This window comes from Gilliamella apis (assembly GCF_002142155.1).
Classification (GTDB): Bacteria; Pseudomonadota; Gammaproteobacteria; order Enterobacterales; family Orbaceae; genus Gilliamella; species Gilliamella apis.
Window position 1 is genome coordinate 28,704 of sequence record NZ_NASD01000006.1, and the last position, 22,652, is coordinate 51,355.

21 protein-coding genes are annotated in these 22,652 nt (G+C 33.8%); 5 read left to right on the forward strand and 16 right to left on the reverse strand.

The window, feature by feature from the left end; genetic code table 11:
• Positions 1–98: 98 nt before the first annotated feature.
• On the reverse strand, positions 99–383 hold the full coding sequence (rplY, locus tag B6C84_RS04285; RefSeq protein WP_034901157.1) for a 50S ribosomal protein L25: 285 nt from the start codon (positions 381–383) through the stop codon (positions 99–101).
• A 186-nt stretch (positions 384–569) separates the two neighbouring features.
• Entirely contained in the window at positions 570–1,442 is an 873-nt protein-coding gene (locus B6C84_RS04290) for a D-hexose-6-phosphate mutarotase (protein ID WP_086353898.1), read from the reverse strand.
• Between the two features lie 187 nt (positions 1,443–1,629).
• Here B6C84_RS04290 and hemW point away from each other — a divergent pair, with 187 nt between their 5' ends.
• Entirely contained in the window at positions 1,630–2,763 is a 1,134-nt protein-coding gene (gene hemW, locus B6C84_RS04295) for a radical SAM family heme chaperone HemW (protein WP_086320955.1), read from the forward strand.
• Positions 2,764–2,992: 229 nt separating this feature from the next.
• Here hemW and B6C84_RS04300 read toward each other — a convergent pair whose 3' ends face one another.
• Positions 2,993–3,961 (reverse strand): sugar kinase, encoded by a 969-nt coding sequence (locus B6C84_RS04300; protein ID WP_034901154.1) that lies wholly within the window; start codon positions 3,959–3,961, stop codon positions 2,993–2,995.
• A gap of 5 nt (positions 3,962–3,966) precedes the next feature.
• Positions 3,967–4,785, reverse strand: a complete 819-nt coding sequence (locus B6C84_RS04305; RefSeq protein ID WP_086320956.1) for a DeoR/GlpR family DNA-binding transcription regulator — start codon at positions 4,783–4,785, stop codon at positions 3,967–3,969.
• Positions 4,786–5,120: 335 nt separating this feature from the next.
• Here B6C84_RS04305 and B6C84_RS04310 point away from each other — a divergent pair, with 335 nt between their 5' ends.
• The 4 genes from B6C84_RS04310 (at position 5,121) to B6C84_RS04325 (ending at position 8,841) form a co-directional block, all read left to right on the forward strand.
• On the forward strand, positions 5,121–5,975 hold the full coding sequence (locus B6C84_RS04310) for a tagatose bisphosphate family class II aldolase (protein ID WP_034901151.1): 855 nt from the start codon (positions 5,121–5,123) through the stop codon (positions 5,973–5,975).
• A gap of 10 nt (positions 5,976–5,985) precedes the next feature.
• The gene (locus B6C84_RS04315; protein ID WP_065651613.1) at positions 5,986–6,906 is read left to right on the forward strand and encodes a 1-phosphofructokinase family hexose kinase; all 921 of its coding nucleotides are present in this window, start codon (positions 5,986–5,988) and stop codon (positions 6,904–6,906) included.
• A 19-nt stretch (positions 6,907–6,925) separates the two neighbouring features.
• Positions 6,926–8,335: a PTS fructose transporter subunit IIC gene (locus tag B6C84_RS04320; protein WP_086320957.1), complete on the forward strand. Its 1,410-nt coding sequence runs from the start codon at positions 6,926–6,928 to the stop codon at positions 8,333–8,335.
• A 68-nt stretch (positions 8,336–8,403) separates the two neighbouring features.
• Positions 8,404–8,841, forward strand: coding sequence for a PTS mannitol transporter subunit IIA (locus B6C84_RS04325; protein WP_086320958.1), 438 nt, complete (start codon positions 8,404–8,406; stop codon positions 8,839–8,841).
• Positions 8,842–8,957: 116 nt separating this feature from the next.
• On the opposite strand, the gene B6C84_RS04330 is transcribed toward B6C84_RS04325, so the two are convergent.
• The 12 genes from B6C84_RS04330 to rpoD all read right to left on the reverse strand — a co-directional run bounded on the left by B6C84_RS04330 (position 8,958) and on the right by rpoD (position 22,632).
• A complete protein-coding gene (locus B6C84_RS04330) occupies positions 8,958–9,410 on the reverse strand; it encodes a hypothetical protein (RefSeq protein ID WP_034901146.1) in 453 nt (150 codons plus the stop codon).
• 76 nt (positions 9,411–9,486) lie between these two features.
• Positions 9,487–10,590 (reverse strand): bifunctional diaminohydroxyphosphoribosylaminopyrimidine deaminase/5-amino-6-(5-phosphoribosylamino)uracil reductase RibD, encoded by a 1,104-nt coding sequence (gene ribD, locus B6C84_RS04335; protein ID WP_086320959.1) that lies wholly within the window; start codon positions 10,588–10,590, stop codon positions 9,487–9,489.
• A gap of 20 nt (positions 10,591–10,610) precedes the next feature.
• Positions 10,611–11,063 carry a transcriptional regulator NrdR gene (gene nrdR / locus B6C84_RS04340; RefSeq protein WP_034901142.1) on the reverse strand — a complete coding sequence of 151 codons (453 nt, stop codon included), beginning with the start codon at positions 11,061–11,063 and terminating at the stop codon, positions 10,611–10,613.
• A 162-nt stretch (positions 11,064–11,225) separates the two neighbouring features.
• Entirely contained in the window at positions 11,226–12,515 is a 1,290-nt protein-coding gene (gene thrC, locus B6C84_RS04345; RefSeq protein WP_086320960.1) for a threonine synthase, read from the reverse strand.
• 77 nt (positions 12,516–12,592) lie between these two features.
• Complete coding sequence (gene thrB, locus B6C84_RS04350; protein ID WP_065651618.1) at positions 12,593–13,531, reverse strand: homoserine kinase; 939 nt, start codon at positions 13,529–13,531, stop codon at positions 12,593–12,595.
• The gene (gene thrA, locus B6C84_RS04355) at positions 13,532–15,988 is read right to left on the reverse strand and encodes a bifunctional aspartate kinase/homoserine dehydrogenase I (protein ID WP_086320961.1); all 2,457 of its coding nucleotides are present in this window, start codon (positions 15,986–15,988) and stop codon (positions 13,532–13,534) included.
• Positions 15,989–16,310: 322 nt separating this feature from the next.
• Complete coding sequence (locus tag B6C84_RS04360; RefSeq protein WP_086320962.1) at positions 16,311–16,640, reverse strand: hypothetical protein; 330 nt, start codon at positions 16,638–16,640, stop codon at positions 16,311–16,313.
• 143 nt (positions 16,641–16,783) lie between these two features.
• Positions 16,784–17,536, reverse strand: a complete 753-nt coding sequence (locus B6C84_RS04365) for an SDR family oxidoreductase (RefSeq protein WP_065578147.1) — start codon at positions 17,534–17,536, stop codon at positions 16,784–16,786.
• A 122-nt stretch (positions 17,537–17,658) separates the two neighbouring features.
• Positions 17,659–18,111, reverse strand: a complete 453-nt coding sequence (uspA, locus tag B6C84_RS04370) for a universal stress protein UspA (RefSeq protein WP_034901127.1) — start codon at positions 18,109–18,111, stop codon at positions 17,659–17,661.
• Between the two features lie 64 nt (positions 18,112–18,175).
• Entirely contained in the window at positions 18,176–19,690 is a 1,515-nt protein-coding gene (gene pitA, locus B6C84_RS04375; RefSeq protein ID WP_065614408.1) for an inorganic phosphate transporter PitA, read from the reverse strand.
• A gap of 68 nt (positions 19,691–19,758) precedes the next feature.
• The gene (locus tag B6C84_RS04380) at positions 19,759–20,730 is read right to left on the reverse strand and encodes a bile acid:sodium symporter family protein (protein WP_086353899.1); all 972 of its coding nucleotides are present in this window, start codon (positions 20,728–20,730) and stop codon (positions 19,759–19,761) included.
• 63 nt (positions 20,731–20,793) lie between these two features.
• Entirely contained in the window at positions 20,794–22,632 is a 1,839-nt protein-coding gene (gene rpoD / locus B6C84_RS04385) for an RNA polymerase sigma factor RpoD (protein ID WP_086353900.1), read from the reverse strand.
• Between the last annotated feature and the right edge of the window lie 20 nt (positions 22,633–22,652).

Sequence of the window (22,652 nt, forward strand, 5' to 3'; positions counted from 1 at the left end):
TATTTGTCTTTTTTAGACTCAAATAAAAAAATAAAAGGTCACCTATATGGTGACCTTTTATCTAAAAATATGTTGAATAATACTTCAACAATCAGCAATTATGCACGTACAAAATCCATATGAACTAATTTTGGTTTAAATGGATGACGTTGTACTGCTTGTACTTTAACTTTAACTGCTTTACCATCAATTTCAATAGTTAATACTTCAGAATAAAATTCTGGTTTTTCTTGCATATTGAACACTTGGTTGTGATCTAACACGATAGAAACTGCAGGTTCTGTTCCACCATAGACAATAGCCGGGAACTGACCAGCGTGACGCAGGCGGCGGCTCGCACCCTTACCATGCTCTTTTCTTACTTCAGCTTTAAATGTAAACATATTGATTTCTCTTATTTATTCAAAATAAAAACCAATTACAGGCGACCCAGTAGTTGGTTATAAAATTAGTGCTCTAAAAAGCGCTAGGGATTATAAAGTGTTATGTTAGTAAACGCAATCAAATAATCAACTCTACAAAGATAAAGTCACATATTGATTGCATTTATAATAAGCAAAAGATAATGCTTAAATCACTTCAATCTTAAACCCATATACTGATTTTTGTATTGTCGATAATTTTAACGGTTTATTAATACGACAGGTCTCAACGCATACCATAGATTGATATTCTTGATCAGCGAAATCAGCCATTGCTTTGGCCTTATCTATCCAAGGATTCCAAGTAACGACATCACTTGCATTAATATTAGTTAATTTTATAGTTCGTTTCCCATCAAAGATGGTGATTGCTTCATCAGCATTAGTATAAACACGATCAACTTCTTGATTAAAGGTTAGTTGTCCTAAAATAGCCGGTTTATTTTCAACTGGTAAGCGATCTTGATATAAATCCCCTAAACCTTTAACAGTAACATTATCAATATTATTAATACCAAAATAAGTATGTAATGCACTTGTAGCCTCAAAATCTCCTTGGCAGGATAATGTCACTCCACAAGTTTGTCCCACATGGATGGTTAACCATGCCTGAAAAGGTTTTGTGAAAAAACGTTTTGTCTGTTGGTTATTGGTTAATGATAAAGTTAGATCAACACCATTATTGTCTTCTTTACAAGAATCTAATTGCCATTCAACTAAACGAGCAAAACCATGCATAGGATCACCCAATTTACCAAACCATGGCCAACAAATTGGCACGCCACCTCTAATTGCCATTTCTTTTTTAAAATTTGCTTTTTGACTCAACCAAATAACGGGTGTCGTTTCTGTTGAAGGTTGCCAAAATAGTAAATGAGCGCCTTGTAACGATACTGCTGCTGAACATTTTGGATGTTTAATCACTAAGACAGGTAATTCACCAAACATATTTTGATGGACTGATAAACTCAATGACGAACCGGTAGCATAACTATCTAAAATCTGCTTAATAATACTCATATTTACTCCTAACTATTTAATCTGCTTGGCGAATACTGCCTTTAATCTAGAACTAATTGTACGCATATTACTCGAATTATAAAAACGGAATACAGACAATAAAAGCTTTTTTTACTAAATTGGAGTAATATAGCCAGCTATTTCTTATCAGTTACTTACGCTTTGTAAAAAATTTGAGGAAAGGCATATGTTTCAGTATAAAATTCCACTGAGTTTATATATACATATGCCATGGTGCGTGCAAAAATGTCCATATTGCGATTTTAATTCACACAAAATGAAGAGTGCGCCGGATTACTCTGCATATATTGATCATTTAATTAATGATTTAAAACAAGATGTATTGCTTACTCATGATCGTTCCATTCATTCAATTTTCATAGGTGGTGGAACTCCAAGCCTATTTTCTGCTGAATTAATTAATAAATTGTTGGTAAGTATAAACAAAATAATACCAATTAATCATAATGCAGAAATTACTATCGAAGCAAATCCTAATTCCGTTGATGTAGAAAGATTTAAAGGATATCAGCAAGCAGGTATCAACCGAATATCGATCGGAGTACAAAGCTTTCAATCAGATAAGCTTTTAAAGTTAGGACGAGTTCATAATCCACAAGAAGCAATAGATGCAGGAAAATTAGCTCATGATTTAAATTTAAAAAGCTTTAATTTAGACTTAATGCATGGTTTACCAAATCAAACAATTCAGGATGCATTGCATGATCTTAAACAGGCAATTGCAATCGCACCACCACATCTATCTTGGTATCAACTAACAATTGAGCCGAATACTTTGTTTGGTTCTAAACCTCCGCTTTTACCTGATGATGATATGCTCTGGGATATTTATCAACAAGGCCACCAATTGCTAACTAAACATGGATATCAACAATATGAAACATCGGCTTATGCAAAACCAAATTATCAATGCCAACATAATTTAAATTATTGGCGATTCGGCGATTATATCGGTATTGGTTGTGGTGCTCATGGCAAACTAACACAAAATGACGGTACTATTATTCGTACGGTAAAAACAAAACACCCGCAGGGATATATGCAAGGACGTTATTTAGAGCGTTCTTATACTGTAGCTAAAGATGAATTAGCCTTTGAATTTTTTATGAATAGATTCAGACTATTTGAACCAACACCTAAAATGGAGTTTGAACAAAGAACATTTTTACCTATACAATCTATTGAACAATCAATTTCACTTGCTATCGAAAAGAATTATTTAATTGAAGATGAAAAAAACTGGCAAATAACAGACCATGGCAAACTATTCTTAAATTCATTGCTTGAAATTTTCTTATAACAAAATTAATTAAAATAAGATAACAATTTTTCTTTACTCTAAATTAACAAAAAAAATACTAACTATTTAAACAAACATATAGAGATCTTTACTTACATTTTTTTAAAAAAAGAGCATACTAGATTTGACAATGCATTTATTTCATTGTTTTCCTATTCCTTATGTTTTCCCAATAACAATGTTATTGGGATTTTTTTGTAAAAAGGAAAATTAAGTTTTCATTACCTCGTTAAACAGTTGTATGTTGTGATAAAAACTGTTTGATTTCGACAAGTGAAGATGTTCCTTCCATCGGCCCTTGTTTTGATACAGCCAATGCACCACTCACATTAGCAAATTGCAATGCAGTTTCAACAGGATATCCGGCTAATAATAAACTGACAAATGTTGCACCAAAACAATCACCAGCGCCTGTTGGATCGACTGGATTGACATTAAAACCATCAACATGAATCATTTTTAAGCTTTTTTGTTCATCTAAACCATAATAATTGGCACCTTTAGCACCACCTTTTACAACAATATGCTTAATACCATTGTTTAATAAAGTTGACATAGTTTGTTGTTCACTCTCATCATTATTTTGAGCAAAATAACAAACCTCATTTTCGCTAGGTAAGAAAATATCAGTATACTCCATAATATAACCAAAAGATTGCTCCATTTCTTGAATGTTAAACATCTCTTTACGTAAATTAGGATCAAACGAAATTGTTCCTCCTTTATTTTTAATGATATCTAATGCTTTTCTCATGGCATCAATGGCTCGAAAAGAGTAAAGCGAAGAGCCCATAACATGCAAATGAGTACAATCTTTTAACAATTTTTCATCAATATGATTAAAAGATAATAAACCACATGCACTATTGGGAATATTAAAAATGAAATCTCTATCACTATGGTCTTGATAACTAACAAACGCACTACCAGTATTAGCCATACTATGTGAAGTTATACCGTCAATAATCACACCATCTTTTTTAAGCCGATTAATACACATTTTTCCAAAGCTATCTTTTCCCACACAGCTAAAAAAAATGACAGGAAAACCTAATTTAGCGACTTGATCGGCAAATATTGCTGGAGCACCACTTGGATAAGGACCAATAAATTCACCTGTTTGATCAAAGCGTTGATTACTTTCCTTTGCCAAAAATTCAACCAGCAATTCACCTACAGTACAAATTTTAAATTCCATCTTAGTTATGTCCCCAATAGATTATGATAAGTCATACAATATTTATTAATTGCAATTTGTTTAAAATTACAATTTAACAATTGGTGATGATATTCAGTCACCGCTGCTTTAGATAAAATTGTGACATCTATATGTTTTAATTTACCAATACTATGATTATCCGTAAGCAAAGATCTTTCTAATAAAAGACCAATAGTATGTTTAGAGTTTTTTAAGATTTGTTGATATGTTTCTTTTTGTTCACTATTTTCAATAATTAGATCATTATTTTCATCAATTGCTGCCAATTCGATAATGAAATGGGAAATGGCGTAGTTATTGCGAATACTGATTAGGTCATTACAGCTTTTAATAATATTTCCTTCACATAAAACGCCACCAATTAAAATGACTTCTGCATCAGAAAATTCACGTACTAATTGTGCATTTCTTAGATCGTTCATGATAATACGTAACGATTTTTTTTTATGCAAAAAAGGGATTAGTTTCCGAGTTAAAAAACCATGTCCTAAAAAAATAGTATCACCATCATTAATATAGCTTAAACAAGCTTTTGCTAAATCAATATCAGAATTGCCTTTGGTTTGACTTGAATTAATTGTAGCAGAATTATGCACTTGCCCTTCTGGAGAAATATAAATAGCGCCGCCAAATGAACGTTTTAAATATCCTTGTTGCTCAAGGTAAGTTAAATCTTGTCGGATAGTAACATGAGAAACCTTTAACTGATCAGACAACTCATCAACTTTTACTTCACCATTTTGGCGTACAATTTTTGCGATATCTAATCGACGTTTCAATAGCGCTGAAGATGCTTTAGCCAATTTTCACTTCCTATGTTAATGGTAAATACTTTGTACAAGACACATAAAACAGGTCATATAAATATTTAGTAACGAACCATAACTGTTTCAAACTGTAACTATATAATTTTCATATATATGATCCGTTATTTCTTATTCTAGGTTAGGAAAAAATTTTTGACAAAAAAAATACTCAATTACATTTCTTATTCAGCGACAAAAGTTAGTATTTGTGATCCATCTCACAAAATTTACACTAGTATAACTTTCATTTTGCAATCATAATTGATAAAAAATAATTCCAATTTGAAAGTAACTTAAGGTTATGAGGTTCACTACAGTTAAGGAGCAGTAAAATGAGTATTATCTCAAGTCATAATATGTTAAAAAAAGCCCAAAAAGAGCAGTATGCTATTCCCGCCTTTAATATTCATAATTTAGAGACAATGCAAGTAATTGTTGAAACCGTGGCAGAATGTCAATCTCCTGTCATTTTGGCTGGCACACCAGGAACATATAGCTATGCAGGAACTGAAAATATCATTGCTATTGCCAATGAATTATCAAGAAAACATAATGTTCCATTAGCAGTACACTTAGATCACCATGAAGAATTCAATGATATAACTAACAAAATTAATGCTGGTGTTAGATCAGTAATGATTGACGGTTCACACTTTCCTTTCGATGAAAATATTGCCCTCGTAAAACGTGTTGTTGATTATGCTCACAGATATGACGTAAGTGTTGAAGCAGAACTTGGCCGCCTTGGTGGTGTTGAAGATGATCTGGTTGTCGATGCTAAAGATGCATTATATACAAATCCACAACAAGCTATAGAATTTGTTAAGAAAACAAATATAGACTCTCTGGCTATTGCGATAGGTACAGCACATGGAATGTATAAATCAGAACCAAAACTTGATTTTGACCGCTTATCCGAAATTCGTTCAGTAGTAGATATACCATTAGTTTTACATGGCGCTTCAGGTGTTCCAGATAAAGATGTTCGCGAATGTATCAAACGTGGTATTTGTAAAGTAAATGTTGCAACTGAATTAAAAATTGCTTTTTCTGATGCCCTAAAACAATACTTTATTGAAAATCCAGATGCTAATGATCCTCGACACTATATGAAACCAGCTAAAGCAGCAATGAAAGAGATTGTCAAAAAAATCATTACAACTTGTGGCTGTGCAGGTAAGTTATAAAGGAAATCATATGATTTACACTTTAACACTTAATACTGCAATTGATATGAATATTCATTGCCAAGGGCTAAAACCCAATTCAGTAAATAGAACACTAGATACAGAATATAGCCCTAACGGTAAAGCAGTTAATGTTTCAATTGTATTAAATAAATTTGATAAGCCTACTTGTGCATTAGGCTTTTTTGGTGGTTTTTCGGGAAAATATATTATTGATGAACTAACTAAGATGCAAATTCAAACTATCCCTTGTTTGATCGATGATATTACCAGAATTAATGTTTTTATTAATGATGAACAAAATGAATATAAATTGGTCTCTAAAGGACCTTTTATTCCTGATAACAAAAAAGCTGAAATGCTAACTATTATTGAGTCACTCAACAATAACAGTTATTTAGTTATAAGTGGTAGTTTGCCAAATAACATTGAACCTGATTATTTGGAATTAATTTTAAAAATTTGCATAAGCAAAAATATCAAAATAATTTTAGATATTAGTCATACTAAATTAAAAGATTTATTAATTTATAAACCTTTACTTATCAAACCTAATAATGAAGAGTTAAAAGATATTTTTGGTTTTACAACTGATACAACAGAGCAAATAATTGCAGCATTAGAAAATGTTCATCAGCAAGGAGCACAAAATATTTTACTAACTATGGGTTCAAAAGGACTTTACTTTTCAAACGGGAAAAATATTTGGTTCTGTAATTCAGTATCCATAAAACAATTAAGTTCTGCTTGTGCAGGAGATGCATCGCTAGCTGCATTTCTTAGCGAATGGCTTCCTGCTCAAAACAATTATGAACTAGCCATGAAAAAGGCATCAGCAACTGGTGCCAATGTTGCCGAATCAAATGGTTTAGGATTATTAAACAAAGTTAGTACCTATATCAAACAACTTGAAGTGACTCAAATAAAATAAAATTAAATGGAAAATTGTTATGAAAAAAATACTAGCAGTAACAGGTTGTCCTACTGGTATAGCACATACCTATATGGCAGAAGAAGCATTGAAATCAGCAGCTCAAAAAGCTGGGGTTGAAATTAAAATAGAAACCAATGGCGCAAGTGGTGTAGAAAACCTAATTACTGATGCAGATATTGCTAATGCAATTGGTGTGATTATTGCGGCTGATAAAGATGTTAATCCTGATCGTTTTAATGGATTACCGGTTATTGAAGTACCTGTAAAAGATGGTATTCATAAAGCGACTATGCTTATTGAAAAAATAAACTCAGGAACAGTACCTATTCGCAAAAAATTAAAAAACAACAGTCACTCATCAGAACTACCAAATCAAAATGAATTAAAAGAATCTATTGGTCGACAAATATATAAGCATCTTATGAGTGGTGTTTCAAATATGTTACCATTCGTTGTTGCTGGAGGAGTATTAATTGCATTGTCATTTCTATGGGGTATTTATTCCGCAGATCAAAGCAATCCTGAATATAATGAGTTTGCTGCATTACTAATGAAAATTGGTGGCCAAGCTTTCGGTATTATGGTCCCTATTTTTACAGGTTTTTTAGCTTATTCAATAAGTGGGCGACCAGGTATGGTAGCTGGTTTTGTCGGTGGTTTAATTGCTAATATAACTGGTGCAGGTTTTTTAGGTGGTATTATTGCTGGATTCGCTGCTGGTTATTTAATGCTGATTGTTAAAAGACTTTTAGATGGCCTTCCTCGTGCATTTGAAGGACTTAAATCAATTTTCATAATGCCATTAATAGGGGTGTTTGTGATTGGTGCAGGTATGTTTTTACTTGGTGGACCGATTGCTGTTGTTAATAATGGCATGAAAGAATGGTTAGCCTCATTGCAATCTGCTAATCCTATTTTATTAGGAATTGTTATTGGTGGAATGTGCTCTTTCGACTTCGGTGGCCCTATCAATAAAGCTGCTTATGTAACAGGTACAATGCTGTTAGGAGAAGGTAATTACTATTTTATGGCTGGTGTTTCCGCTGCATGTATTGTCCCTCCTTTTGTTATTGCCTTTGCAACTACTATTTTCCGAAGTAAAGCATTTACTGAAGAAGAGCGTGCTGCTGGCATTGTAAATTATATACTTGGTTCAACTCATATAACCGAAGGCGCTATTCCATTTGCTGCCAAAGATCCATTACACGTTATTCCAATTATGATGTTTTCATCAGCTATTGCCTCAGTATTAACTTTTATTAGTCAAATCCAAGTTCCTGCACCTCATGGAGGATTTTTAGTCCTACCTTTAGTCAATAAACCTTTCATGTGGGTTGGTTGTATTTTTATAGGTGCATTAGTCGGAGCGATTTTATTAGGTTTATGTCGTATACGTGAAAAACGAAAATCGACTGTTGAAAAATAAAAAGTCAATTATTAAATATGGCTAATAAATTGATCTTTTGAATATATATGAATTTTTAAGGTAAATAAATGAGCAATATACAATTAAAAATTGAAGATATATCTATTATAAATGGCGTTTATACTAAACAAGATGCAATAAAAGCGGTATCAGAAAATATGATAAAAGCGGGATTAGTAAAGCCCGATTATACTCAATCGATGTTCGATCGTGATCTGCAAATATCAACTTTTCTGGGTAATGGTATAGCAATTCCTCATGGAACTACCGATAAACGTGATAGTGTTATACAAACAGGATTAAAAGTTATCTATTACCCTGATGGTATAAATTGGGATGAAGATAATAATATTGCCTATGTTGTTATTGGTATAGCGGCAAAAAGTAATGAACACTTAGATATTTTGCGTCAATTAACAAGAGCAGTTATTGCTGAAGATACTTTAGCGCGAATTCAATCCGTTAAAAAACCAGAAGAGCTATTAACAATCCTTCAAGGCAACTAATATAACCATCCCATGAGAAGAGACGATGTGAACTCATGGGAGGTTACCTCCAACTGATTAACAATCAATCAATTAAAGCAGTTAATACAGTAAGTTTTTAAACTATAAGAAGAATATTAGGTATTAAAAAATTCCAGTCGATTATTGATAATTGTTTTATTGTTAACCATTTCAAATGAGATTAAAACGCCTTCCCAAGTAATACCTAAAACAATTAACATGCCTTCAAAATCATAGTAATAAAGCATATAATCTTTATTATAACTACCATCTTTAAATCTATAATTATGGTTAAATTCATCAGTTAATTCAAACGGGTGACCAATCTTAAAATCAAAACCAAGGTAACTTAAAATTTGATTAGCTTTATCAATTAAAAAAGTGTTATCCATAACTTCTTGAATTGATAATACTTCAACATGATCTAAAATATAAAAAAATTCAATTTGATAACCACCTTTTAGTATTCCTTGGACATCAGCATAACTGAAATCTTCAATAGTCTGATATTGATCTGAACTAAAAAAATCATCAATATTGAGCATACTAAATTTTGTTTTATCATACATATCAATTAAATCGCTTTTCTATTTTCCGTTTGATCTTATTCAAAATAGATTATTCAACTATCGCCAAGATTAAAGTTTACTTTCTTTTTAAAATAATCCTTAAATCATCACCGATCATTTCAACTGATTCAAAACGAAATTGCGGCGCTAATGAGAGTTTTTGTAGATTAGGTAATACGCACATGTCTTGGGCATTATGACCTAGCAATTTAGGAGCATAATATATGATTAATTCATCAACCAGATCTTGTTCGATTAGTGCACCGGCTAAATGAGATCCAGCTTCAACCCATACAGAATTCATTTGTTGCTTAGCTAATATGGATAATAACTTTGATAAATCAACTTGATGATTATTTGATGATTCAATGATAAGTTTACTATTTGAAGATAATATTGGCAGATTTTGCTTGCGAACAATCCAAATTTCACCAGATTGATCGAAAATATTTTCATTACCCATCATTTGATTTTGACTATCGATTATCACTCGTACTGGTTGGCGAACTTCATCGAAAGGATAAATTTTTTTAATTGAATCAGGCAATTCACTAAATCTAACAGTTAAACTGGCATTATCAGCTTGAACTGTTTTCCTTGTGCTCAATATACAACTAGCTTGAGCTCTATATTGTTGAACATCTTGTCTTGCTAATGCAGATGTAATCCATTTACTTTCACCGGAGGCCATAGCAATTTTACCATCCAATGAAACCGCCATTTTAAGTTGAACGTATGGCAGACCTGTTCGCATACGTTTTAAAAAACCTTTATTAATCGCTTCGGCTTGCTCGGTTAAAACGCCAACTTGAACTTCAATTCCAGCATCTTTTAATCGTTTAATGCCATTACCAGCAACGTTAGGATTAGGATCTTGCATAGCAATAATCACTCGCGTTATGCCAGCTTGAATAAGAGCGTCAGCACAAGGTGGAGTTCGGCCAAAATGACTGCAAGGTTCTAATGTTACATAAGCCGTTGCCCCTTTTGCTTGGTCACCAGCCATTCTTAATGCATAAACTTCGGCATGAGGTTGCCCGGCTTTTTGATGATAACCTTTGCCAATGATCTGATCATTTTTAACAATAACACAACCAACATTAGGATTAGGGGTAGTGGTAAAGCGACCAAGTTCAGCGAGCTCTATAGCTTGCTGCATATAATATAGATCTTTATCCATAGCTATCTTTTAAATTAAGATTATTTTTGTTGCAACTTCGCTATTTCATTACTGAATTGTTCAATATCATCAAAACTGAAATAAACAGAAGCAAAGCGTATGTAAGCAACTTTATCAAGATTTCTAAGCTCTTCAATTACAAAATCACCAATTAATTTTGCCTGTACTTCACGTTCGCCGGTGGCTCTAAGTTTTGATTTAATACGCGTAATAGCATCTTCAATTGCATCAAAACTAACCGGACGTTTTTCAAGAGCTCGTTTTATACCATTACGAAGTTTTTCTTCATTAAAAGGTTCTCGAACCTTATTACTTTTAATAACATTAGGCATAATTAATTCAGCCACTTCAAAGGTTGTGAAACGTTCATTACATTCCACACATTGTCGACGACGACGAACTTGAAAACCTTCACCAACTAATCGAGAATCAATAACCTTTGTATCATCAGCATTACAAAACGGACAGTGCATAAATATATCCTGAAAACGTTTAACTTACATTACAATAGCTGAAATTATTATTTTAAACAAGATTTAAGCTAAGTAATATAAGTTACTGCATACTATTTCTAACTGCAGTATACTCAAATGAATGTTAGATTTCCGCCACTTATTTAGTGACGGAGAATTGATTTACCATGTTAATGAGATTAAAAAATCGCGTAATTTTGCAAAATCATCTGGCATATAATGAGACAGCAACGGCATTTCAGCCCTTTCAGCTAATGCAGGTGGTAATGGAATGGATCGACCAAGAATATTCTCTACCACTTCTTTAAACTTGGCTGGATGAGCTGTTCCTAAAAATAAACCATACTCCCCTTCTTGCAATTGATCGCGTAAAGCTCGATAAGCAATAGCACCATGAGGCTCAGATAAATAACCCTTTTTATCCAATTCTTGAACGGTTTGTACAGAAACCTCATCAGAAACAGCTGCATGACCTAATGATTTTAATACCCAACCTTCTCGTTGATAAATTTTCTCAATTCTTGGCCAGTTATTAGGCTGACTTACATCCATAGCATTAGATAATGTAGCTACAGTTTTATGAGGTTCCCACTTTCCTGTTTCTAAATAACGAGGAACAGTGTCGTTGGCATTAGTTGCAGCAATAAAACGTTTAATTGGCAATCCCATAGTTTTAGCCAGCAATCCGGCAGTTAAATCACCAAAGTTACCGCTTGGCACAGAAATAACTAATTGTTCTCGTTGTTTTGCTGTCAATTGAGCATAAGCTTCAAAATAATAACAAATTTGTGCTAAAAGCCGACTTATATTAATGGAGTTTGCTGAGTTTAAACCAATAGCAGTTTTTAACTCTTCATCATCAAAAGCCTTTTTAACTAATGCTTGGCAGGCATCAAAATCACTTTGAATAGCAATGGTGTGAATATTATCACCTAAAGTACAAAATAGTTTTTCTTGTAACGGGCTAATTTTACCTTCTGGATATAAAATCACTACGCGAATATTCGGTAAGTGATAAAAAGCATGCGCAACAGCTGCACCAGTGTCCCCAGAGGTTGCCGTCAAGATTGTGATTTTTTTATCCGCAGCAACTTGAACTAATGCTTGTGCCATAAAGCGGCCACCAAAATCTTTAAATGCTAATGTTGGACCATGATAGAGTTCAAGTGAACCAATATCATCTTCTACTGATTTGACTGGAGCTGGAAATTGGAAGGCATTTTGTACTAATCGATGCATATCGTTATCACTAATTTCATTACCAATAAAAGCCAATAATATTTTGGCACTTCTAGTAACAAAATCCATATTTAGCAATGACTCTATTTCTGCATCTGAAAATTTTGGTAATTGCTCTGGGAAAAATAATCCTTGCCCTTTACCTAATCCTTGTTGTACGGCCTGAGCAAAACTAACTTGTTCAGAATGATCTTTTAAGTTATACAATTTCATAATTTGTTCCAACTATTTTATACTTTAATTGTTTTCTTTTTGATTTAATCTTATTGTTAAATTGAATAACAATTAACTTAAATCACTCTTGCACCTTGTGGATCTATTTTACAAATATGGGTAAAACCATCTTCATTTTGTAGATAAGAGCTTTTTAATAATGACTCTATCTGCTGTGCCGTTTCAAGATTATCCGCCACAACAAACATCGTCGGTCCAGATCCTGATATCCCTGAAGCTAATGCACCAAGTTGTTTTACTTTCTTTTGAGTTTCATCAAAATTAGGTAGTAATTGTTTACGATAAGGTTCAGCAATATTATCAATTAACATTGCCGCAGCAAGTTTAGGTTGTTTAGTATAACAAGCATGCAAAAAACCACCGACATAGCGACCATGAGCGACACAATCAGCTTTTTGGTATTGAGCAGGCAGAATAGCTCTGGCTTCTGCTGTAGAGACTTTAATACCAGGATAGGCCATTACCCAATACCAATTTTCAAAGTGAGGTATCGACTCACTGATAACACCCATTTCATCAAGAATAAGTTGCATACCACCTAAATAACAAGGCGCCACATTATCATAATGGACACTACCAGATATACGCCCTTCTAGCTCTCCCATCATCGAAAGCATTTCAAACTCATTAAATGGTTCATTAAAAAACTTATTTAATGCAACAAAAGCACCAACTACTGAGCAAGCACTTGATCCTAAACCAGAACCAATTGGCATATTTTTTTCAAGAGTTATACTAACAGGCAATGTTTTATCCATAGCCTTACAGAAACGCTGCCAACATTGATAAACAATATTGAATTTTGGGTCTTTTGGCAGTTTTTTGACAAACTGACCTTTGCTAGTAAGGTTAAACTCAGTTGCCGACTCAATAGTAATACAGTCACCTAACATTGCACCACTAATTGGATTGATTGCCGCCCCCAAAATATCAAAACCAACACTAATGTTTGCCATTGATGCAGGAGCATAAACTGTTAATGATTTATGACTCATTTAGCCTCCAATTTTTCCCGATGTGGTTCGTAGAATATCAGCAAAAACACCTGCCGCTGTCACGTCATTACCAGCGCCATAACCACGTAATACTAATGGAATTGGTTGATAATACCTAGTATAAAATGCTAAAGCATTTTCACCATTTTTAACTTTATAAAGTGGATCATCTGTATCTACAGCTTCAATTTTGACGCAACATTGACCACCATCAATACTACCTACATACCGTAATACTTTTCCTTCTTTGGCTGCTTTTTCTGATTTTTCTTTAAATTCAGCATCTAGTTGTGGTAATTTTGACATAAACTCATCGATATTACCTTGAGAATATTCCGCAGGCAGAACTGATTCAACTTTAATTTGATCTAATTCCAGTTGTAATCCTGATTCTCTGGCTAAAATCAACAATTTTCTGGCTACATCTGTACCTGATAAATCATCACGAGGGTCTGGTTCGGTAAAGCCCTTTTCTTTCGCCAATTTAGTCGCTTCTGATAAAGACATACCTTCATCTAATTTGCCAAAAATAAAAGATAACGATCCAGATAATATGCCGGAAAACTTGATCAGTTCATCACCAGCATTGAGCAGATTTTGTAAATTTTCTATTACAGGTAAACCAGCACCAACATTGGTATCATATTGAAACTTACGTTTACTATTGGCCGCTTCTTGCCGTAGGCGAAGATAATAAGCCATTGAACTTGTATTGGCTTTCTTATTTGGTGTGACCACATGGAAGCCATTGGCAAGGAAATCAACATATTTATCTGATACATCACTACTTGAAGTACAATCAACTAAAATTGGATTAAGTAATCGATTGTTTTTAGCAAAATCAATAATACTATTTAGAGTATAATCTGTATCACTTTGTTTTATTTGATCACGCCAATTCGCTAAATCAATACCATCACGATTAAGTACAGAATGTTTGGAATTGAATAAACCACAAACCCGTAAATCGATCTGTTTATTTTTAAGCCATTTTTGTTGACGACCAATTTGATCGACCAATGCACCACCAACACCACCAACACCAATAACAAACACATCTAACATTTTGTCTGTACCAAAAAGCATTTGGTGCGTTACACGTACTCCCATTACAGCAACATCATTATCAACCACAACCGAAATTGAACGCTCTGATGAACCTTGTGCAATTGCTACGATGTTAATATTGGCTCGAGCTAATGCAGTAAAGAAGTTAGCAGATAAACCACGTAACGTTCGCATACCATCACCAACTACAGAAATAATTGCCAATTTGTCAATCACTTCGATAGGTTCAAGTAAGCCATCTTTTAATTCTAAATAAAATTCATCACTTAATGCCTCTTCAGCACGATATAGTTCGGTTTGAGGAACACAAAAACTAATACTATATTCAGATGATGATTGAGTAATCAGTACCACCGAAATCCCGGCATAAGTCATAGCAGAAAATACTCGAGCAGACATACCTACCATACCTTTTAGCCCTGGCCCTGATACATTAATCATCGCCATATTATTTAAATTGGTTATACCTTTTACTGGAGTTGAACTATCCACAACATTAGCACCAATTAAAGTCCCCGGAGCATCTGGATTATTGGTATTTTTAATTAAGCATGGAATTTGGAATTGGGCGATTGGCAAAATTGTTCTTGGATGAAGCACTTTTGCACCAAAGTAAGATAACTCCATTGCCTCTTGATAAGACATGGTTTTTAATAATTTGGCATCTGGAACAATTCGAGGATCACAGGTATAAACCCCATCCACATCGGTCCAAATTTCACAGCTATTTGCACGTAAACATGCAGCTAAAACTGATGCCGAATAATCAGATCCATTACGACCAAGAACAACTAATTCACCTTTTTCATTTCCGGCGGTAAAACCTGGCATCAAAATAATATTTTCTGGTGGAATATTCATTTCGCTGATGCGATGGGAAGATTCAACAATATCAACCGTTGATTCTAAATAATCACCTTCCGCAATTAACATTGCTACCGGATTAATTACGGTCACTGCATGACCTTTTGCTTTTAGCACCTCTTGCATGATTGCAATTGAAAGTTTTTCACCTCTGCAAATGATAGTAGCATTAATACTGTCAGGACATTGACCTAATAACCGAATACCTTCTAACAATTGTTTGACATTATTTAACTCATTGAGTGCAAATTTTTTCATCTCTTCATAGGCAAAATTAGGCAGTGCTTGTGATATTCCTGCTAAGAGATCCGCAAAGATTTTTTCTGCATCATAAATATTTGTTTGTATATCTTGCCGTGCTACAGTTTTTTCAACCATTGCGACTAAATGATTGGTAATTTTAGCTGGTGCAGATAAAACTGTTGCTGTTTGTTCTTGTTTAGCATTATTCTCAATAATCTCTGCTACACGCAAAAAGCGTTCTGCGTTGGCAACAGATGTTCCTCCAAATTTTAAAACTTTCATATCACACCTTACTTATTTTTCTAATTTATGCCAATGACAATTCAAAATGTAATTTTTTTAAATCACTTATAAAATCAATATTTTGAATTCTTTTTTTTGTTATTAATGTTTTTGAATATTTTTTATTTTATAAAACAAAAAACCCGCCTTTTTTGGCGGGTTTTTCGATATTTTTTAAGGAAAAATCAACCCGCCCTATAATTAATAATAGTGCCGGTGGTGCCAATAATACCTGAAATCATCATCATCATAGTTTTCATTATTTTTCCTAAAAAAATCCCTAAACAAAACAGCCTGACATTTTCATGTCAGGCTGTAAAAATTAAAAAACTTTTTTGCTGTTTTCGTATTCGTTCACTACCTTATTTAAGGCTTGGTAGATACTTTCTGCATCCTGTTTTTTTAATGCTTCATCAAGTATATTGAGATACGATAACATTAGTTTTTGATTATCTTCAGCAAATTGTGGCGAAACTTCCTGATCTTCATATAACATGACATAAGTACGCGCAAATCCAAAGATCAAAAAATAAACTGATGCATTTTTTGGATCATTTTGGATTAAAGCCCTCATAGCCTTACGTAGTTTTACATACGAGTCGGTACCAGGTAAGCTTGTCGCAAATGTTTTTGTTACGTCAGAAAATGTCATTGCTAAAACCTCAATCAAAATCACAAGCGAAAAGAATAGCAATCCATTAACATAAGTGCAAGTCTATTTTGATTTTCAATTCTATTTTTTTATTATTTTTTATTTAACACATTGATATATATCAATGCCAATTTGGTTTAATGTTAAACTTGTTTACAAACAGATAACCCTGCCGAAGCTTGGGCAACTGGCATAATTTCAATTGAATTCACATTAAAATGATTAGGTGTATTCACTAACCATGACACCGTATTAGCAATATCCTCAGGAGTAACATAATCAACATCTTTATAAACTGTCGCGGCTTGTTCGTCATTACCATGGAATCGTACATTGGAAAATTCTGTACCACCACATAATCCTGGTTCAATATTTGTTACTCTGATTCTTTTACCTAGTAAATCTGTCCGTAAATTAGCACTAAATTGCTTAACAAATGCTTTTGAGGCACCATAAACATTACCACCTTTATAAGCATAAGTTCCCGCCACTGATCCAAGATTTATTATGTAACCATAATTGCGTTCAACCATACTCGGTAAAATTTGATGAGTTAGGTGAACTAAGCCGATAATGTTAGTTTGAATCATTGTTTCCCAATCATTATAATTCGCCTCATATGCAGGTTCTAATCCCAGTGCCAATCCAGCATTATTGATTAATATATCAATCGGTTGAAATTCTTTCGGTAATTGCAATAAGATAGTTTCGACGGCATCTTTTTTGGTGACATCAAACGTTAAAGGCAAAAAGTTATCCCCTAACTCATCAGCAAGTTTCTGTAATTTATCACCTCTTCTAGCAGCACCAATGACTTTATAACCGTCAGCAATAAGTTTTCGACAAATAGCTTGACCAAAACCAGAAGAAGCTCCAGTAACTAAAGCGATATTCATATTCAATCCCCTTTACTCATGATAATTGTCTGATTTTACCTTTATAACATTGAAATAAATAATAGATTATTCTGCATTAAATACAAAAAAACCCGCTACATAGCGGGTTGACATCGAATATTTCATTTAGCTGGTTCTTCGGAAGGCTCTTCATCTTTCAAAGGAACAATCAACGTATCAATATGGGTATTATTAATTAGTTGACGAGCAGAAGACATTAATTTGCTCCAGAAATCTTGGTGATGACCACAAACAACCAGATCTGCACCATATTCATGGATAGCTTCAATTAATACTTGGCCAAATTCACCATTGCCAGAAAGAGTGTGTGCAATTGGATAACCAGCATCATCAGCAAGTTTATTCAATGCAATATGAGCATCTTCAGTGATACGATCTTTCATATCATTCATATTAATATCAACTAAACCAGTATAAAGATCAGAATAATTAATACCGACATGAATTAGTGATATTTGAGCATTATATGGTCTAGCCATAGAAACTGCTTTTTCAACAAGAACTTCACTTTCAGGTGATAAATCCACTGCGACTAAAATATGTTTATAAGCCATAATATTCACTCCTTCCTATTTTTGATGCTCTAATTAAATTAGAATTTATATTTCCTTTTTACTACTAAATTAATTTTTGAGCAAGCCAAAATAGTGACCCAGATAACAAAATTGAAATTGGCAATGTAAGAATCCAAGTTAATGCAATATTTTTAATTGTTTTACTTTGTACCCCACCACCGTCAACAATCATCGTACCAGCAACCGATGAGGAAAGAACTTGAGTTGTTGATACAGGCATTCCAGTATAGCTTGCTATACCTATTGATAACGCGGTTGTAATTTGTGCAGAGACACCTTGAGCATAAGTCATCCCTTTTTTACCGATTTTTTCACCAATGGTTACTGCAACCCGTCGCCAACCTATCATAGTACCTACAGCAAGCGCTGAAGCTACGCCGATAATAATCCAAACTGGTGCGTACTCGACAGTTTTTAATAAATCATTATTTAGCGATTTTAAGTATTGCTTATCTTCTGCAGGTACATTTGGTTGTTTAGCTACATGAGATACCGTATCGGATAAACATAATAAAATACGTCTAGCCTGGGAGCGTTGATCTACATTAAGAGAACCATAATCATTCATTTTATTAAACAAATTATTAGCAATCCCTAATGTAGTAAACGAACGAGAGTAATCACAATGATATTGATTTAAATCATTTACAGGAATTGAAGTATCTACAGCAGACTGTTTTCCTATTACAGTATTAAGTTCATCATTATGGGTAATAAAATATTCTTCAATATTATGAATGGCATTCCTGGTATTAGTAATTTCATAGGTTGATGCTCCCATATTTACAATAAATCCAGCAGGCGCAATTCCCATTAATACTAGCATTAATAAACCAATACCTTTTTGTCCATCATTAGCGCCATGAGAAAAACTTACTCCAGCAGCAGAAATGATCAACATTATGCGAATCCAAAATGGTGGTTTTTTCTTACCATAGAGTTTTTCGCGTTGTTCGGGCGTCATAAAAATACGCTCTCTTTTTTTACTACGTTTTTTACTTTGACCTTTACGAGTCCAATATTTCCGCAGTAAAAAAATCATTAATCCGGCTATAACAAGACCAACAACAGGCGAAATTATTAATGATAAAAAGATTTGAATCATTTTAGGAATATTAAGTGCATCAATAATAGAAGTATCCATAATAAATGCATTAGCCAATGCAACACCAATAATTGCACCAATTAAAGTATGAGAGCTTGACGCTGGTATACCTACATACCATGTACCTAAATTCCATATAATAGCGGCAAATAAAATCGAAAATACCATTGCCAGGCCATGTGCAGAACTTACATTTAATAATAAATCAGTAGGTAAAAGATGAACAATTGCATAAGCAACACTAAGTCCACCAAGCAATACTCCAAAAAAGTTAAACATACCAGCCATAAAAACAGCAAGCTGTTCTTTTAATGCTCTAGTATATATTACTGTCGCAACTGCGTTTGCAGTATCATGAAAGCCATTAATTGCCTCGTAAAAAAGAACAAAAAATAGTGCTAAAACTAGCAATATAATGGTTGAAAAGTCTAAATCAGCAAATAGATGAAACATAATATATCTTTCTGTTGTTAATAGCGGCTCTATTATCCTTGAGAATACCGCAATGAGCAAAACAATTTTTACATTTTTCGTTTCGCATAATGGGAGGCTAGAACAGCACAGATCATTAATTGAACTTGATGAAAAATCATTAACGGCAAAATCATTATTCCAGTTATAGACATAGGGAAAATCACACTAGCCATAGGAATACCACTTGCAAGGCTTTTTTTAGAACCGCAAAATACAATTGTGATTTCATCTTCTTTGCTAAAACCCAACAATCGCGAGCTATAAGTAGTAATTAATAACACGATGGTTAACAAAATTATTGAATAAACAATGATCTCTACAAGAGATAACCAGCTGACTTTAGACCAAATACCATTAACTACCGCATCACTAAAAGCAACATAAACAACTAATAATATTGATATACGGTCAGTTTTTGAAATAACACTTTTATATTTATCCACCCATTTGCCAATAAAACGTCTGGATAAATGACCAACCACAAAAGGTAACATCAGTTTAAGCATAATAGATTCAATGGCATCTAAAATATTCATCGAAGCAGCAGCTTGAGTATGCATTAATAAACCGACTAAGACGGGAGTAATAAATACACCTAATAATGTCGATGCCGATGCACTACAAATTGCTGCAGCCACATTACCTTTTGCAATTGAGGTAAAAGCAATTGCCGACTGAACTGTAGCCGGTAGGACACAAAGGTAAACAAAGCCTAGATAAAGATCTTCCGATAAAAAAGTTGGTACAAGTAGTTGCATCATCATCCCTAGAATCGGGAACACCACGAAAGTAATAACAAATATCAATAAATGCAATCGCCAATTTTTTATACCAATAACTATTGCATCAAATGACAATTTTGCTCCATGCATAAAAAATAATAGACCAATAGCAAAAGTTGTGAGAGTTTCAAAAATAACCTTTGCTTGTCCTTCACATGGGAAAATACTTGCCGTCATCACAACACAAATCAAAATCAGCAAGAATGAATCAATTTTAAAACGTTGAAGTATATTCATGATATTAGTTTGATTAGTTAAAAAAATCGCCACAAAAGTGGCGATATATCTAAAGTTATACTTTTACTCTAGGAAGCTTCGTAGTACATCAGATCGGCTTGGGTGACGTAATTTACGTAATGCTTTAGCCTCAATCTGACGAATACGTTCACGTGTTACATCAAATTGTTTACCAACCTCTTCAAGAGTATGGTCGGTATTCATATCAATACCAAATCGCATGCGTAACACTTTAGCTTCACGTGGTGTTAAGCCAGATAAAATATCACGTGTTGCACTACGCAGACTTTCAGATGTAGCGGCTTCTAATGGTTGTTCAAGTGCTGTATCTTCAATAAAATCACCTAAATGTGAATCTTCATCATCACCAACTGGTGTTTCCATTGAAATAGGCTCTTTAGCAATTTTCAATACTTTACGAATTTTCTCTTCAGGCATTTGCATGCGTTCAGATAACTCTTCTGGCGTTGGTTCACGACCAATTTCTTGTAACATCTGACGTGAAATTCGATTTAGCTTATTGATTGTTTCAATCATATGTACAGGTATACGTATTGTTCTTGCTTGGTCAGCAATTGAACGTGTAATCGCTTGTCGAATCCACCAAGTCGCATATGTAGAGAATTTATATCCTCGGCGATATTCAAACTTGTCAACAGCCTTCATCAAGCCAATGTTACCTTCTTGAATAAGATCTAAGAACTGTAAACCTCGGTTAGTATATTTTTTCGCAATTGAAATTACCAAACGTAAGTTGGCTTCTACCATCTCTTTCTTAGCTCGTCGGGCTTTAGCTTCACCGATAGACATTCGTCTATTAATGTCTTTAATTTGCTCAATAGAAAGATTCGTTTCTGTTTCTATCTGTTGTAAACAGTTAATTTCAGCCTCAATTGGCGCTTCAAATTCCATTAAATTAGCAGCAAAAGCACCTTTACCAGTAACGGCTTTTTTATACCAATTCATGTTATTTTCATTGCCACTAAAATGCGTCATAAATTGTTTTTTCGGCATTTTACACTGTTCAACACAGATCCTCATAATTACACGCTCATGTGATCTTACGCGATCCATCATGCTTCTCATATTATTAACAAGAATATCAAATTGTTTACCTACTAATCTGAATTGTTTGAAAACTTCAGATAAATTTTCAATTTCTTGTTGTGCTTTTTTATGGGCACGACCATATTTTTTTATTGCTGCAGAGGTTTTATCATGCTGTTCTTTAAGTTCAGAAAATTTCGCTCTTGCCACTTCAGGATCAATTGAAACATCATCATCAGCTGAGGAATCGCCATCTTCTTCACTTTCGTCATCGTTATCGTCGATATCGATTTCAGATTCACTCTCGTCCAACTCTTCTGGAAGCTCTTCAGATGCTTCTTCAGCATTAGGATCAACAAAACCAGTGATAAGATCAGATAAACGAACCTCACCACTTTCCACTAAATTGTATTGTTCTAAAAGATAAGTAATCGCTTCTGGGTATTCAGATACTGAGGTTTGAACTTGATTAATACCATCTTCAATACGTTTAGCGATATCAATTTCACCTTCACGAGTTAATAGTTCAACTGCACCCATTTCACGCATATACATACGGACAGGATCTGTCGTTCTGCCTATTTCTGATTCTACATTAGATAAAACTAGTGCTGTAGCTGCTTCAACGGCCTCTTCATCCGGAACATTATCTGAAAGTAATAATTCATCTGAATCTGGGGCTTCTTCAAGTACTTGAATGCCCATATCATTGATCATTTGGATAATATCTTCAATCTGATCTGAATCAATGATTTCTTCAGGCAAGTGATCATTGACATCAGCATAGGTCAGGTATCCTAGCTCCTTTCCTCGGATGATCAGGAGTTTTAACTGTGATTGAGAATTTTGCTCCATAAAGGTATCCACATTTAGTT